Source organism: Cryobacterium sp. 10I5 (assembly GCF_035019865.1).
GTDB classification, from domain to species: domain Bacteria; phylum Actinomycetota; class Actinomycetes; order Actinomycetales; family Microbacteriaceae; genus Cryobacterium; species Cryobacterium breve_A.
Genome location: NZ_JASJVI010000005.1, coordinates 85,745 through 100,674, shown reverse-complemented (window position 1 = coordinate 100,674; position 14,930 = coordinate 85,745). Strand labels below are relative to the sequence as shown.

Sequence of the window (14,930 nt, the reverse complement as noted above, 5' to 3'; positions counted from 1 at the left end):
CGCCCCGCCATGGTCGAGTAGATCGTGAGCAGGTTGGCCACGCCCGGCTTGTTCTCCCGGTCGAAGACGACGCCGCCATCGGCATCCGTCACCGCGCGTATGATCTTCTTGGCGGTGACCGAGGGCTCGTCGAGCACCCAGATCACACCGGCGTGCGATTCGGCCGACTTCGACATCTTCGACAGCGGGTTCTGCAGGTCGTAGATCTTGGCGGTCTCCTTCTGGATGGAGGCCTCCGGGACCACGAACGTGTCGCCGAAGCGCGTGTTGAACCGTGCCGCGATGTCGCGCGTGAGCTCGACGTGCTGGCGCTGGTCTTCTCCGACGGGTACGACGACCGTGTCGTAGAGCAGGATGTCTGCGGCCATCAGGATCGGGTAGGCGAACAGTCCGACCGTGGTGCCGTCGGACCCCTGCTTGGCGGACTTGTCCTTGAACTGGGTCATCCGGCTGGCCTCGCCGAAGCCGGTGATGGTGTTCAGAACCCAGGCGAGCTGGGCGTGCGCGGCAACGTGCGACTGCACGTAGAGCGTCGAGGCGTCGGGGTCGATCCCGCTTGCGATGTACTGCGCCGCGGTACGGCGGGTGTTCTCCCGCAGTTTGGCCGGGTCCTGCGCGACGGTGATGGCGTGCAGGTCGACGATCGAGAAGAACGCGTCGTGCGTCTCCTGCAGCGACTTCCAGTTCAGCAGGGCGCCGATGTAATTGCCGATCTGCAGCGATTCTGCCGACGGCTGCATGCCGGAGTAGAGGCGGGGCTTGTCCATGATTCAGATCTTTCGTAGCGTGTGGCCTAAGGGCCGGAGCCGGTGGCGTGAAATGGGTCGAAGGGGGAGTGGCGAGAACCTCACGGGCCGGGCCGACACGTTCCGAACCGGGGTGCCGTTCGGTGTGCCGGGCCGGAGGTCGGAGGCCCGTCCGTCAGAGTGCGTAGTCGACGACGACGGGGGAGTGGTCCGACCAGCGCTGGTCATAGGCATCCGCTCGGTCGACCGTGTAGTCGACGACGGATGCCGCCAGGAGCGGGGTCGCGAGCTGGTAGTCCAGTCGCCAACCGGTGTCCGTGTCGAAGGCCTTGCCGCGCTGCGACCACCAGGTGTACGGGCCCTCGACCTCGCCGGCCCACTTGCGCCCGACGTCGACCCAGCCGAGACCTGCGCCGGCGTTGTATCCGGCTTCGTCTTCCGCGCCGAGGATGCGGTCGAAGTACGCGCGTTCCTCCGGCAGGAACCCGGCGTGCTTGCGGTTGCCGCGCCAGTTCTTGATGTCGAGGGTGCGGTGGCCGACGTTCAGGTCGCCGAGCACGACTGCGCGCTCGCTGTGCGCCGCGAGCTCGGGCAGCCGCGCGAGCATCGCGTCGAGGAACTTGTACTTCTCGACCTGCTTCGGGGTGTCGGTCTCACCGGAGTGCACGTAGGTGCTCACGACCGTCACGATCGTGCCGTTCACCTCGTAGTCGGCCTCGAGCCAGCGCCCGGCGCTGTCGAAGTCCTCCGCGCCGAGTTCGACCCGGTGAATGGATGCCGTCGACCGGCTCGCGAGGGCGACCCCGGCCCGGCCCTTGGCCGTTGCGGCATCGTGGAGGATGCTCCACTCCGGCCCGAGCAGACCTTCGAGGTCTTCGGTCGACGCACGGACCTCCTGGATGGCGAGGATGTCGACGTCCCGTCCGGCCAGCCAGTCGCCCATCCCCTTGCGGTAAGCGGCGCGCACCCCGTTGACGTTGATCGTCGCGATGCGAAGCGGCTGGGCAGACGGCGTTGAGGCTGCAGGCGTAGACGGCATGGTTCAAGTCTAGGTCGACCCGGCCCGAACCAATTCGACGGAGTTTTTGGGTTTTGCGAGCGTGAGAACGCGATCTCAGCGCCTTCCGAGCACAATCTCCGTCGAATTCGTCAGGGGTCAGGCGAAGGGGGCTGCGCGCTTCTCGGCGGCGCGCACCCGGCGAGCGGATGCCCAGCGCCGGCCCCAGGAAGACGTCGCGTGCGCGGCCTTCGCGTCCCGCAGCTCCGCGAGCGCGGCGATCCGCCGCGCCTCGAGCTCCCGCGCTTCGGCCGCAGCAGCGGCCTCGTCCGGGTTCACCGGCTGCGGCGGGATGCCCGCGTCCTGCATCCCGACCGAGATCCACGACGCGGTGAGGAGGATCACCGTGTTCATGAAGTTGAACCAGATCAGCAGCCCGATCACAACGGCGAAGGTCGCGAGCAGGGGGTTCTTGCCCGCCCCGCCGAGGAGGGTGCCGCCGAGCACCTTGAGTCCGCCGAGCGCGACCCCGCCGAGCAGAGAGCCGGACACGAGCTTCCGGAACGGGATGTGCACCCGGCTCAGCACCCGGAACAGTACGGCGAGCGTGAGCGTGTCTATGACCAGCACGACGAGCAGCCCGATCGTGCGCGCGCCGACGATGAAGCCGAGCGAGTCCCGCGAGACGCCGAGGAAGCCGAGAATGCCGCCGAGGGCCTCTGTGCTCGCGAGCGAGATCAGCGCGGAGACGATAAGGGCGAGTCCGAAGCCCGCGCCGAGGCCGAGCTCCCTGAGCTTGACGAGCAGGAAGAAGGTGCCGTCGCGCGGCATCCCGAAGATGCTGCGCACGGCCTGCGAGGTCGTCGACAGCCAGCCGAGGGTCGTGCCGATCAGGCCGACAAGAGCGATCGCGCCGGTCCAGGTCAGCGTCCCCGGGCTCGCGAGCTCGGTCGGGTCGATCACGCCGCCCTTGCCGATCAACCCGGGGACGGACTGGTTGATCAGGGCGTACAGCTGGTCGAGGAGCGCCGGGTTCGAGGTCAGCCAAAGTCCGGCGATCGAGAAGCCCACCCAGATCGCCGCGAAGATCGCGAAGATGGCCTGGTAGGTCATGCCCCCGGCGAGGATCGCGCCGCTGCTTTCCCCGAAGTGCGTGAACGCGCGCACGGGCCGCCACTGCATCACGTTCTTGGCCAGGGTCGTCAGTCGGTTCACGAATGCGGGAGGCTTCACCGAATCAGCCTAACGATTTCCCGCGCCTTCTCCAGAAACCCCCAGTTCGGGGGTGCTTTCAGCCGTGAGGGTGTCTCACCTCTTGCGCGTGCGCGTGCGAATCTGCGACGATCCGAGGGTTCACCCGTTCAGAATGGTCATTCGACACCCGAAGCGGATGCCCCGACCGGACCCGTCCGCCACGCCCCGGTGTCGCGCGGTCGGGTCAGCACGGCTCGTGCGGCACTGCTCGAGCCGGGTCGGTCTGGCTCGTGGACTGAGCGACGGTCACGACGGCCCGGCCAGCCGGGAGCGTTGCGACCAGCCGGTGGCGACGAAACCCGAGTCGGCGCCACCGGCTACCCCTGCTGATACTCATGGTGCCGGCACGTTGCCGTGCGGGTGCCGAGCGCTGCCCGCGCCACGCAGTACGGGCACCACGCAGTGCGTGGTGCCCGTAGCGTTGGTGCCCGGTGGTACTGATCTTGGGTGCTGCGCGACCGATCAGGCCGTGCCGCGCAGGATCGCCTGCTTGACCTCGGCGATCGCCTGTGTCACCTGGATGCCGCGCGGGCACGCCTCGGAGCAGTTGAAGGTCGTGCGGCAGCGCCAGACGCCCTCCCGGTCGTTCAGGATGTCGAGGCGTACGGCGGCGTTCTCGTCGCGCGAGTCGAAGATGAAGCGGTGCGCGTTCACGATCGCGGCCGGGCCGAAGTACTGCCCGTCCGTCCAGAACACCGGGCAGCTCGAGGTGCACGCGGCGCAGAGGATGCACTTCGTGGTGTCGTCGAAACGCTCGCGCTGGGCGACCGTCTGGATGCGCTCCTTGCCGCCGGCCGGCGCGGTGTTGGACACCAGGAACGGCTGAACGGCCCGGAACGACTCGAAGAAGGGCTCCATGTCGACGATGAGGTCCTTCTCGAGCGGAAGTCCCTTGATCGCCTCCACATAGACCGGCTTGGTGATGTCGAGGTCCTTGATCAGGGTCTTGCAGGCCAGGCGGTTGCGGCCGTTGATGCGCATCGCATCCGAGCCGCAGATGCCGTGCGCGCAGGAACGCCGGAACGACAGCGAGCCGTCCTGCTCCCACTTGATCTTGTGCAACGCGTCGAGCACCCGGTCCGTCGGGTACATCTGCACGTCGAAGTCTTCCCAGTGCGGCTCGTCGTCGACCTCCGGGTTGAAGCGCCGGATGATGAGCGTGACGGTGAAGGACTGAATCTCCTCGGGCACGACCGGGGCGTCTGCGAATGCGGTGCTCACTCAGTACTTCCTTTCCATCGGCTGGTAGCGCGTGATCGTGACTGGCTTCCAGTCCAGCGCAATGTGGTCTGCGGCATCCGCTGAGAGCGGGTCGCCGGTGAGGTACGCCATCGTGTGCACGAGGTAGTTCACATCGTCGCGCAGGGGGTAGTCGTCGCGCATGTGGCCGCCGCGGCTTTCCTTGCGGTTGCGGGCCGAGTACACGACGACCTCGGCGAGGTCGAGCAGGAAGCCGAGTTCGACGGCCTCGAGCAGGTCGGTGTTGAACCGGCGGCCCTTGTCCTGCACGCCGATGTTCTTGTACCGGTTGCGCAGCGAGTGGATCACCTCGGTGACCTCGGAGAGCGACTCGTCGGTGCGGAACACCTGCGCCTTCGCGTCCATGGTCTCCTGGAGTTCGCGGCGAAGCACGGCGATGCGCTCTGTCCCTGTCGACGAGCGGATGCCCTCGAGCAGGTCGCGCACCGTCCCGGCCGGGTCGTCGGGCAGCGGGGTGAACTCTGCGGTCTTCACGTACGCGACGGCGTTGTTGCCCGCGCGCTTGCCGAAGACGTTGATGTCCAGGAGCGAGTTGGTGCCGAGGCGGTTCGAGCCGTGCACGGAGACGCACGCGCACTCGCCTGCGGCGTAGAGGCCGGGAACGACGGTGGTGTTGTTGCGCAGCACCTCGGCGTTGACGTTGGTCGGGATGCCGCCCATGGCGTAGTGCGCCGTCGGCATCACGGGCACCGGTTCGGTGACCGGGTCGACGCCGAGGTAGGTGCGGGCGAACTCGGTGATGTCGGGCAGCTTGGTCTCGAGCACCTCGGCGCCCAGGTGGGTGCAGTCCAGGTACAGGTAGTCCTTGTTCGGTCCGGCGCCGCGGCCCTCTGCGACCTCCTTGACCATGCAGCGCGCGATGATGTCGCGGGGGGCGAGGTCCTTGATCGTCGGGGCGTACCGCTCCATGAAGCGCTCGCCGGAGGCGTTGCGGAGGATCGCGCCCTCTCCGCGGGCTCCCTCGGTGAGGAGGATGCCGAGGCCGGCGAGGCCGGTCGGGTGGAACTGGAAGAACTCCATGTCCTCGAGCGGAAGGCCCTGGCGCCAGATGATGCCGACGCCGTCACCGGTGAGGGTGTGCGCGTTCGAGGTGGTCTTGTAGATCTTGCCGAAGCCGCCGGTCGCGAAGATGAAGGCCTTGCCCTGGAAGACGTGCAGCTCGCCGCTCGACAGGTCGAGCGCGACGACCGCGGACGGCTGGTCGACACCGTCGACCGGGGTCATCACGAGGTCGAGCACGTAGTACTCGTTGAAGAAGTTGATGCCGCGCTTGACGCAGTTCTGGTACAGGGTCTGCAGGATCATGTGGCCGGTGCGGTCGGCGGCGTAGCAGGCGCGGCGCACGGGCGCCTTGCCGTGGTCGCTCGTGTGGCCGCCGAAGCGGCGCTGGTCGATCTTGCCCTCCGGGGTGCGGTTGAAGGGGAGGCCCATGTTCTCGAGGTCGATGACCGCGTCGATGGCCTCCTTCGCGAGGATTTCCGCGGCGTCCTGGTCGACGAGGTAGTCGCCGCCCTTGACGGTGTCGAAGGTGTGCCACTCCCAGTTGTCTTCTTCGACGTTGGCGAGGGCGGCGGCCATGCCGCCCTGCGCCGCTCCCGTGTGCGAACGGGTCGGGTAGAGCTTGGAGATGACCGCGGTGCTTGCGCCGGGGCCCGCCTCGATGGCCGCGCGCATCCCTGCGCCGCCTGCTCCCACGATCACGATGTCGAACTTGTGGTAGTGCACTCCGTCGATCACAGTGGACTCGGTCGGTGCGGTGTTTGATGCATCCGTCATGTGCTGGTGTGAGCTCCTAGATGGCCGGGCAGAACGAGGGGAGAAGGTCGGCGGGCGAACCGGCCGGGCAGGGGTCGAAGGTGAAGACCACGAGCGTGCCGAGCACGATCAGGACCACGACGGCGGCGAGGATGGCGCCCTTGAAAATACCGCGGGTGACCCGCTGCGTCGCGTAGTCGTTCACGATCGTGCGCATGCCGTTGCCGCCGTGGATCAGGGCGAGCCAGAGCATCGCCACGTCCCACCACTGCCAGAACGGGCTTGCGAGCTTGCCGGCGACGAAGCCGAAGCTGATCGCGTCGACGCCCTTGCCGATCATCAGGTTGACGAAGAGGTGACCGAAGATGAGCACGATGAGCACGACGCCGGAGGCGCGCATGTAGATCCAGCCCCATTTTTCCCAGTTCGTGCCGCGCTTGCCGGTCGGGCGGGCGTATGGGCTCCTGGGGGAGTCAAGTGTGGTTGCCATGGCTGCTCCTCCTAGTGGCTGAAGACGTTCATGAGGTGGCGAGGGGCGAAGCCCAGCATCGTGACGACCCAGAGGCCGATGACGACGTAGAACATCACCTTCTGGTACTTCGCGCTCCAGAAGTCGATCAGGATGATCCGGATGCCGTTGAACGCGTGGAACACGATCGCCGCGACGAGCGCGGTCTCACCGAGGCCCATGATCGGCGTCTGGTAGCTCGAGATCACTGCGTTGTACGCCTCGGGGCTCACGCGCACGAGCGCCGTGTCCAGAATGTGGACCAGCAGAAAGAAGAAGATCGCAACACCGGTGATCCGGTGCAGGACCCACGACCACATGCCCTCGCGGCCCCGGTACAGGGTGCCTGCGGGGCGGCGTGACGTGGTCTTCTGCTGGGATGTCAATGTCCGTGCCGATTGCTGAGGCATGACCAACCTTCCCTGGCTGAATGAGCGGCCTCGAATGGTGCAGGCCGGCACTGCGCTGGTGCGCGTGCAACCATCCTAAGTGTCTCTAGGCCGAGATATTATCCGCGAAGGCCCTCAGCGCTGCATTGACAGCGGAACCGCCGTCATTACGCGTATGGCGGCGCGTTCGTCGATGACTTTGTCGTAGTACCCGACAAGGGTTTCGCAGACGTTCTCCCACGACCGGCCGAGCACGGCCCTCCGGCCGGATTCGCCCATCCGGAGTCTGAGAGGGGCGTCATCGACGAGGCGCGTGACGCACCGCCGCAGGTCGCGTTCGTCGTCTGGGGCGAAGAGGAAGCCGTTGTCGCCGTGCGCGACGAGGTCGATCGGGCCGCCGGCGTGCGGGGCGACGACGGGGAGCCCCGCCGCGTGCGCCTCCTGGATCGTCTGGCCGAAGGTCTCCTCTGTCCCGGCGTGCAGAAAGACGTCGAACGCGGCGTAGGCGTCGGCGAGGGCCGACCCGGAAAGCCGGCCGAGCCAGGTCACCGGCACACCGGCGAGTTCGCGCTGGATGAGCGGCACGGACGGCCCGTCGCCGACGAGGGCGACACGGATGCCGGGAATGCCCCGGAGGGCACGGAAACGTTCGACCTGTTTCTCCGGCGCCATCCGGCCGACGTAGCCGATGACGACCTCTCCGTTCGGAGCCAGGCGCTTGCGGAGCTCGGCGACGGCCGGTTCGCTCCGGCGGTTCGGGTGGTAGCCGACGAGGTCGACGCCGCGCGTCCACCGGGCGAGCCTGCGCACGCCGACCCGTTCGAGGTCCGCCATCGAGGCCGAGGATGGCACCAGGGTGAGGTCTGCACCGTCGTGGATCCACTTGACCAGGCGCCAGGCGACCTTGGTGGCCTGGCCGAGCCGGTTACGCCTCGCGTAGCCGGCGACATCCGTCTGGAAGATCGCGACGCTCGGGATATCGAGGCGGTTCGCCGACGCGATGCCCTGCGCGCCGAGGAGGAACGGGGACGCCGCGTGCACGACGTCCGGCCCGAAGTCGGCGAGCAGGCGCTGCACGTGCGGGCTCGGCATCCCGACCGGGAACTGGCGGTAGGAGACGGCGGGGACGCTGAACACGGGAAAGCCCGCGTATTCGGCCGGAGCACCGGCCGGGGCGATGACGATCGCCTCGTGCCCGGTGCGCTGCAGGTGCTCGAGCACCTTGCAGACGCTCGTGGTGACCCCACTGACGGTGGGGAGGAAACTCTCGCTGACGACGGCAACCCGCATGTTTCGAGCGTATGCACCCCTCGAAACAAGCACGTGAATACGCGGAACGACTGCGTGAATACCCGGTGAACACCCCCTCTTCGGCCTGTAGTCTGGCCGAATGACCCAGGCACCTGACCCACTCGAGCGCTTCTACAGCGTGATCCCCGCCGGCGGAATCGGATCCCGCCTGTGGCCGCTCTCGCGCGCGGACGCCCCGAAGTTCCTGCACGACCTCACCGGGTCCGGCCAGACGCTGCTCAGGGACACCTGGGACCGACTGGCCCCGCTCGCCGGCGACCAGCGCATCATGGTCGTCACGGGACGCGCGCACCGCGCCGCCGTCGAGGCGCAGCTGCCTGAGCTCGCCGACCTCAACGTCGTGCTCGAGAGCGAGCCGCGCGAATCGACGGCGGCCATCGGCCTCGCCGCCGCCATCCTGCAGAAGCGCGAACCCGGCGTCATCATCGGGTCCTTCGCCGCCGACCACGTCATCAAGGGCGCCATCCTGTTCCGACAGACCATCGTCGAGGCAGTCGCGGCAGCGGATGCCGGGTACATCGTCGCGATCGGCATCCGGCCGACCGAACCCGCGATCGGCTTCGGCTACATCAAGACGGCCGCGCAGCTCGACATCCCCGGGGCCCCGAACGCGCAGTCCGTCGACTCCTTCGTCGAGAAGCCCGACCTCGCAACTGCGGAGGCGTACGTCGCGAGCGGCCACTACCTCTGGAACGCGGGCATGTTCATCGCCAGGGCCGACCGCCTCCTCGACGAGATCGGTGCGGCAGAGCCCGAGCTGCTCGCCGGGCTCCTCGAACTCGCCGACGCCTGGGACACCCCGCGCCGGGGCGCCGTCGTCGACAGGGTCTGGCCGAAGCTCAAGAAAATCGCGATCGACTACACCGTCGCGGAGCCCGTCGCGGCCCGCGGCCAGCTCGCCGTCATCCCCGGCCAGTTCGACTGGGACGACGTCGGCGACTTCGCGTCGATCGCCAAGATCCATGCGAACGGGCGGAAGCGCGACCTCGCGATCCTCGGTGAGGGCGCACGCGTGCTCGCAGACTCCTCGAGCGGCATCGTCGTGAGCCACACCGGCCGGATGATCGCACTGATCGGCGTCGAGGACATCGTCGTCATCGACACGCCGGACGCACTGCTCGTCACGACGAGCGCGAATGCGCAGAAAGTCAAGGCCGTCGTCGACGCCCTCAAGCTCTCCGGAAGCAGCGACGTTCTGTAACCGCGTCCACGGAATCGTTTGTGCAGGTCTCCGCCTGATTACGCACGGAATTGTTTCGCGCAGGTAGCGGCTTGATAACGCTTAGCGCACCTATCGAGTTTGCTCAACTGAGCAGTGAAACATTGGGTAACCTGATTGCACACAGCCCCGTCGAACCCGCGCCGGGCCAGCAATGGAGGTCATCTTGACAATCACAAAACGAAGGGCCGTTTTCAGCGGACTCGCCACCCTGGGCGCGGTCGCCCTGCTCGCCGGTTGTGCGGCGGCGCCGAGCACCGGCGGCGCTACCTCGACCGCTGCGGTCACTGACTTCACCCCGTGCATCGTCTCCGATGCCGGCGGCTTCGACGACAAGTCCTTCAACCAGTCCAGCTTCGACGGCATGACCCAGGCAGCGGATGCCCTCGGCGTCAAGTTCAAGCAGGCCGAGTCCAAGACCACCGACCAGTATGCGGGCAACGTCAGCAGCATGGTCGACCAGAACTGCAACTTCATCCTCACGGTCGGCTTCGCGCTCGCGAACACCACCCGCGACGCGGCCAAGGCCAGCCCCACGACCGATTTCGCCATCATTGACTCCGCATTGTCGAACGACGACTTCAGCCCCCTCGCCCTCGACAACGTCAAGCCGGTGCTCTACGACACCGCCCAGGCCGCCTTCCTCGCCGGATACCTCGCGGCGGGCACCACCAAGACCGGCACCGTCGGCACGTTCGGCGGCAAGCAGTTCCCGTCCGTCACCATCTTCATGGACGGTTTCGCCGACGGCGTCACGTTCTACAACACCCAGAAGTCGAAAACCGTCAAGCTTGTCGGTTGGGACAAGGCCGCGCAGACCGGTACCTTCGCGGACAGCTTCGACGACATCAGCAAGGGCAAGACCATCACGGCCGGCCTGATCGACCAGGGCGCCGACATCATCCTCCCCGTCGCCGGACCGCTGTTCCAGGGCACCGCCCAGGCGATCCAGGACTCCGGGAAGGACGTTGCCATCGTCGGCGTCGACAGCGACCTCTACGAGACCGCACCGGCCACGAAGGCGCTCTACCTCACCTCGATCATGAAGCAGATGGCTGACGCCACCAAGACGATCGTCGTCGACGCGGCGAACGGCAAGTTCAGCGCGACCCCGTACATCGGCACCCTCGAGAACAAGGGCGTCGACATCGCGCCCCTGCACGACTGGGAGTCCAAGGTCGACCCCGCCCTCGTGAAGGAGGTCGACGCGATCAAGGCCGACATCATCAGCGGCAAGCTCACGGTCACGTCGCCGTCCACCCCGAAGTAACACACCAGGCAGTGCCATCGCGGGGAGGCCAGCGAGAGCTGGCCTCCCCGTGTGCTTTGACCCCCGGCCGCCGACCCCCCCCCGGTCGACCGCTCAATAGAATCGGGAAGTATGAAGCTCGAACTTCGCGGCATTACGAAGAGATTCGGTGCCCTGGTCGCCAATGACCACATCAACCTCACTGTCGAGGCCGGCGAGATCCACGCGCTGCTCGGGGAGAACGGCGCAGGGAAGTCCACCCTGATGAACGTGCTCTACGGCCTCTACCGGGCCGAAGAAGGGGAGATCCTGCTCGACGACGTCGTCCAGCACTTCTCCGGGCCCGGCGACGCCATGGCGGCGGGCATCGGCATGGTGCACCAGCACTTCATGCTCATCCCCGTCTTCACCGTCGCCGAGAACGTCATGCTCGGCCACGAGGAGACCGGGTTCGGCGGCCGCCTCGACCTCCCGGCGGCCCGCCGCCGGGTGACGGAGATCTCGGCCAGGTTCGGGTTCGACGTCGACCCCGACGCCCTCGTCGAGGACCTCCCCGTCGGCGTGCAACAGCGCGTCGAGATCATCAAGGCCCTCTCCCGTGACGCGAAGGTGCTCGTCTTCGACGAGCCGACAGCCGTGCTCACCCCGCAGGAGACCGACGAGCTGATGGGCATCATGCGCCAGCTGCGCGACGCCGGGACCTCGATCGTCTTCATCACTCACAAACTGCGCGAGGTGCGCGCCGTCGCCGACCGGATCACGGTCATCCGTCTCGGTGCCGTCGTCGGCGAGGCCTCGCCCACCGCGAGCAACGAGGAGCTCGCCACGATGATGGTCGGCCGCGCCGTCGACCTCACCGTTGACAAGTCTCCTGCCGAACCGGGGGCACCCGCACTGGTCGTCACCGACCTCACCGTGCTCGACCCGCGCGGGCAGGTGCTCGTCAACAACGTGAGCTTCACCGTGCACGCCGGCGAGATCCTCGCCATCGCCGGGGTGCAGGGAAACGGACAGACTGAGCTGACCGAGGCCCTGATGGGCCTCCAGCCCCGCGTCTCCGGCGACATCACCCTCGACGGGGCCTCGCTCCGCGGCCACACGGTGCGCCGGATCCTCGACGCCGGCGTCGGCTTCGTGCCGGAAGACCGCACCGAGGACGGCCTGGTCGGCGAATTCACGATCGCCGAGAACCTGATGCTCGACCGGTCGCACCAGCCGCCGTTCGTCAGGCGCTTCAACATGCAGCTGTCCTTCCTCGCCAAGTTCGCCCAGGACAAGGTCAAGGAGTTCGATGTGCGCTCCCAGGGCATCGACACCCTCGTCGGCCGCCTCTCCGGCGGTAACCAGCAGAAGGTCGTGCTCGCCCGCGAGCTCAGCCGCGAGCTGCGGCTGTTCATCGCCGCCCAGCCGACCCGCGGCCTCGACGTCGGTTCGATCGAATTCGTGCACGAACGCATCATCGCGACCCGGGATGCCGGCACACCGGTCATCGTGATCTCGACCGAACTCGACGAGGTGGCAGCCCTCGCCGACCGGATCCTGGTGATGTTCCGCGGCCGCGTCGTGGGCATCGTCCCCGGCGACACCCCCCGAGCCGTACTGGGGCTGATGATGGCCGGCGAAACGCCGACCGAAGAAGGAGCGGCAGCATGAGCGAGACCCTGCAGACCCCGCCGGTTTCCGGTGGGAAGCCGGCCCAGCCTGGCCAGCCGGAGCAGCCGAGCCGCGCGTACCAGCTCTTCCGCGAGATCACGACCGGGAACGCCATCATCTCCGTCCTCGCCGTCCTGCTCGCCCTGTTGGTCGGTGCGATCCTGATCGCCTTCACCAATGAGGACGTCCAGAAGGCGTCGGTCTACTTCTTCTCCCGGCCGGGCGACACCGTCGTCGCGGCCTGGAATTCCGTCTCCGGCGCGTATTCCGCCCTGTTCCAGGGGTCGATCTACAACTTCCGCAAGCCGGACTTCGCGTCAGGGATCAAGCCGTTCACCGAGACGCTCACCTTCGCGACCCCGCTGATTGCGGCCGGCCTCGGTGTCGCGCTCGGCTTCCGGGTCGGACTGTTCAACATCGGCGGTCGCGGCCAGATGCTCATCGCTGCCGCGCTCGGCGGCTGGGTGGCCTTCGCGCTCGACCTGCCCGCCGGCATCCACCTCGTCGTCGCCCTCGCCGCCGGCATCGCGGGCGGCGCACTCTGGGGCGGTATCGTCGGCCTGCTCAAGGCCCGTACCGGCGCACACGAGGTGATTACGACGATCATGCTCAACTATGTCGCGTACAACCTCGTCAGCTACCTGCTGCGCGACGGCTTCCTGAAGACGCCGGGGTCGAACAATCCGCAGAGCCCCGCGAGCAAGCCGACTGCCGTGTTCCCCGACCTGCTCGGCCCCGGGTACAACCTGCACCTCGGCTTCATCCTCGTGATCATCGCGACGATCTTCACCTGGTGGTTGCTGTCTCGGTCCAACCTCGGCTTCCAGTTCCGCGCCGTCGGCCTCAACCCGCACGCCGCGCGCGTCGCCGGCATCAGCGTCGACCGGATGTACGTCTACGCCATGCTGCTTTCCGGCGGGCTCGTCGGCCTCGCCGGCATCAACCAGGTGCTCGGCACCTCGACGAGCGGTTTCGACGCCGGCATCGACTCCGGCATCGGCTTCGACGCGATCACCGTCGCGCTGCTCGGCCGCTCGCGCCCGTGGGGGGTCTTCGCGGCAGGCATCCTCTTCGGCGCGTTCAAGGCCGGCGGGTTCTCGATGCAGGCCGCCGAGGGTGTCCCGATCGATATCGTGCTGATCGTGCAGTCCCTGATCGTGCTGTTCATCGCGGCGCCGCCCCTGGTCCGCTCCATCTTCCGGCTGCCGACGCCGGGCCAGAAGACCCCGGGCCCGAAGGTCAAACGCACCACGACTCCCACGAAGGTGGTGGCCTCATGAGTACCCCGTTGACCGTCTCACCGGCAGGCTCGACCGGGCCGGCCACTCCGATCGCCGACGCCGGGCCCGACTTCGAGCAGATCAAGAGCTGGAAGACCCCGATCTCCCTCGCCATTTTCACGGTGCTCGGCTTCCTGCTGCTCGTGGTCTTCGGTCGCGACGGCGAGAGCACCATGCGCCTGTCGACGACGACGGACCTGATCCAGCTGCCCGACGTGGTCCTGCCGACCCGGGCGACCGGCGTCGTCGTGAGCGTGCTGTTGCTGCTGATCACCCTCGCAAGCGCCTGGCTGGTGCGGTCGAAGGCGAAGGTGCCGCTCTGGCTCGTCACCGTTTTCGCGGTGCTCCTGCTCACGGGCTTCCTGGCCTGGGCGGCCGCAGACGAGACGATCCCGGTTCCCGGTCTGCTGTTCGGGTCGTTGAGCCTCGCGGTTCCGCTCATCTTCGGCGCGCTCGGCGGCGTCATCTCCGAGCGGGTCGGCGTGGTCAACGTCGCGATCGAGGGCCAGCTTCTCGCCGGGGCGTTCACCTCGGCGATGGTCGCCTCGATCACCCAGCAGCCGCTGCTCGGGCTCGTCGCGGCGATGGTCGCCGGCGTGCTCGTCTCCTTCGTGCTCGCCGCGTTCTCGATCAAGTACTTCGTCGACCAGGTCATCGTCGGGGTCGTGCTCAACGTGCTCGTCTCCGGGGTCACCGGCTTCCTGTTCTCGCAGCTCCTCGCCCCGAACGCCGCGACGCTCAACAGCCCGCCGCGCTTCGAGACGATCCCCATCCCGCTGCTGAGCGAGATCCCGATCATCGGACCGGTGCTCTTCCGGCAGACCCTGATCGTGTACATCATGTACGTGGCCGTCGCGTGCGTGTACTTCGGCCTCTTCCACACCAAGTGGGGCCTCCGCCTGCGGGCCGTCGGCGAGCATCCGCAGGCCGCTGACACTGTGGGCATCAACGTCGCCCGCACCCGGTTCTGGAACGTCTCGCTCGCCGGTGCCATCGCCGGTCTCGGCGGGGCGTACTTCACCCTCGGCTCCGTCGGCGCCTTCGGTAAGGAGATGACAGCGGGCGCCGGGTTCATCGCCCTCGCCGCCGTCATCTTCGGCCGCTGGGACCCGATCAGGGCCACCCTCGCCGCGCTGCTCTTCGGCTTCGCGAGCAACCTGCAGAACGTGCTCAGCATCATCGGCTCCCCGGTGCCGAGCGAATTCATGCTGATGCTGCCCTATCTCGTCACGATCTTCGCCGTCGCCGGCCTCGTCGGCCAGTCGCGGGGGCCTGCGGCCTCCGGAAAGCCGTACATCAAATCGTGAGC

Annotated in this window: 13 protein-coding genes; 5 read left to right on the top strand and 8 right to left on the bottom strand. The window is 67.5% G+C overall.

All coding sequences use genetic code 11. The annotated features are described in order from the left end of the window. From trpS to QN350_RS03385, 8 genes are all read right to left on the bottom strand, one after another. On the bottom strand, positions 1 to 767 hold a 767-nt coding region (trpS, locus tag QN350_RS03420; RefSeq protein ID WP_416347716.1), incomplete at its 3' end, for a tryptophan--tRNA ligase. A 154-nt stretch (positions 768 to 921) separates the two neighbouring features. Next, on the bottom strand, positions 922 to 1,785 hold the full coding sequence (locus QN350_RS03415; protein ID WP_322139002.1) for an exodeoxyribonuclease III: 864 nt from the start codon (positions 1,783 to 1,785) through the stop codon (positions 922 to 924). Positions 1,786 to 1,902: 117 nt separating this feature from the next. After that, positions 1,903 to 2,976, bottom strand: a complete 1,074-nt coding sequence (locus tag QN350_RS03410; RefSeq protein WP_322139003.1) for a YihY/virulence factor BrkB family protein — start codon at positions 2,974 to 2,976, stop codon at positions 1,903 to 1,905. Positions 2,977 to 3,459: 483 nt separating this feature from the next. Continuing rightward, positions 3,460 to 4,218, bottom strand: coding sequence for a succinate dehydrogenase iron-sulfur subunit (locus tag QN350_RS03405; RefSeq protein WP_322139004.1), 759 nt, complete (start codon positions 4,216 to 4,218; stop codon positions 3,460 to 3,462). Next, the gene (sdhA, locus tag QN350_RS03400; protein WP_322139005.1) at positions 4,219 to 6,033 is read right to left on the bottom strand and encodes a succinate dehydrogenase flavoprotein subunit; all 1,815 of its coding nucleotides are present in this window, start codon (positions 6,031 to 6,033) and stop codon (positions 4,219 to 4,221) included. A gap of 16 nt (positions 6,034 to 6,049) precedes the next feature. Next, a complete protein-coding gene (locus QN350_RS03395; protein WP_281534025.1) occupies positions 6,050 to 6,502 on the bottom strand; it encodes a succinate dehydrogenase hydrophobic membrane anchor subunit in 453 nt (150 codons plus the stop codon). Between the two features lie 11 nt (positions 6,503 to 6,513). Beyond that, complete coding sequence (gene sdhC, locus QN350_RS03390) at positions 6,514 to 6,930, bottom strand: succinate dehydrogenase, cytochrome b556 subunit (RefSeq protein WP_281534026.1); 417 nt, start codon at positions 6,928 to 6,930, stop codon at positions 6,514 to 6,516. Between the two features lie 114 nt (positions 6,931 to 7,044). Next, entirely contained in the window at positions 7,045 to 8,199 is a 1,155-nt protein-coding gene (locus tag QN350_RS03385; RefSeq protein ID WP_322139006.1) for a glycosyltransferase family 1 protein, read from the bottom strand. A gap of 100 nt (positions 8,200 to 8,299) precedes the next feature. Between QN350_RS03385 and QN350_RS03380 the strand changes: the two genes are divergently transcribed. The 5 genes from QN350_RS03380 (at position 8,300) to QN350_RS03360 (ending at position 14,928) form a co-directional block, all read left to right on the top strand. Further along, positions 8,300 to 9,421, top strand: a complete 1,122-nt coding sequence (locus QN350_RS03380) for a mannose-1-phosphate guanylyltransferase (protein WP_281534028.1) — start codon at positions 8,300 to 8,302, stop codon at positions 9,419 to 9,421. Positions 9,422 to 9,605: 184 nt separating this feature from the next. Continuing rightward, positions 9,606 to 10,709, top strand: coding sequence for a BMP family ABC transporter substrate-binding protein (locus tag QN350_RS03375; RefSeq protein ID WP_322139007.1), 1,104 nt, complete (start codon positions 9,606 to 9,608; stop codon positions 10,707 to 10,709). 111 nt (positions 10,710 to 10,820) lie between these two features. Beyond that, positions 10,821 to 12,341 (top strand): ABC transporter ATP-binding protein, encoded by a 1,521-nt coding sequence (locus tag QN350_RS03370; RefSeq protein WP_322139008.1) that lies wholly within the window; start codon positions 10,821 to 10,823, stop codon positions 12,339 to 12,341. Continuing rightward, positions 12,338 to 13,621 (top strand): ABC transporter permease, encoded by a 1,284-nt coding sequence (locus tag QN350_RS03365; protein WP_323515774.1) that lies wholly within the window; start codon positions 12,338 to 12,340, stop codon positions 13,619 to 13,621. The genes QN350_RS03370 and QN350_RS03365 overlap by 4 nt, the downstream gene beginning before the upstream one ends. Further along, a complete protein-coding gene (locus QN350_RS03360) occupies positions 13,618 to 14,928 on the top strand; it encodes an ABC transporter permease (RefSeq protein ID WP_322139010.1) in 1,311 nt (436 codons plus the stop codon). Before QN350_RS03365 ends, QN350_RS03360 begins: the two co-directional genes overlap by 4 nt. Positions 14,929 to 14,930 lie beyond the last annotated feature (2 nt).

Excerpts from the sequence above, each read along its gene's own strand:
- QN350_RS03360 (WP_322139010.1), top strand. The coding sequence starts at position 13,618 with ATGAGTACCCCGTTGACCGTCTCACCGGCAGGCTCGACCGGGCCGGCC.
- QN350_RS03365 (WP_323515774.1), top strand. The coding sequence starts at position 12,338 with ATGAGCGAGACCCTGCAGACCCCGCCGGTTTCCGGTGGGAAGCCGGCC.
- QN350_RS03415 (WP_322139002.1), bottom strand. The coding sequence starts at position 1,785 with ATGCCGTCTACGCCTGCAGCCTCAACGCCGTCTGCCCAGCCGCTTCGC.
- QN350_RS03385 (WP_322139006.1), bottom strand. The coding sequence starts at position 8,199 with ATGCGGGTTGCCGTCGTCAGCGAGAGTTTCCTCCCCACCGTCAGTGGG.
- QN350_RS03380 (WP_281534028.1), top strand. The coding sequence starts at position 8,300 with ATGACCCAGGCACCTGACCCACTCGAGCGCTTCTACAGCGTGATCCCC.
- QN350_RS03395 (WP_281534025.1), bottom strand. The coding sequence starts at position 6,502 with ATGGCAACCACACTTGACTCCCCCAGGAGCCCATACGCCCGCCCGACC.
- QN350_RS03370 (WP_322139008.1), top strand. The coding sequence starts at position 10,821 with ATGAAGCTCGAACTTCGCGGCATTACGAAGAGATTCGGTGCCCTGGTC.
- sdhA (WP_322139005.1), bottom strand. The coding sequence starts at position 6,033 with ATGACGGATGCATCAAACACCGCACCGACCGAGTCCACTGTGATCGAC.
- sdhC (WP_281534026.1), bottom strand. The coding sequence starts at position 6,930 with ATGCCTCAGCAATCGGCACGGACATTGACATCCCAGCAGAAGACCACG.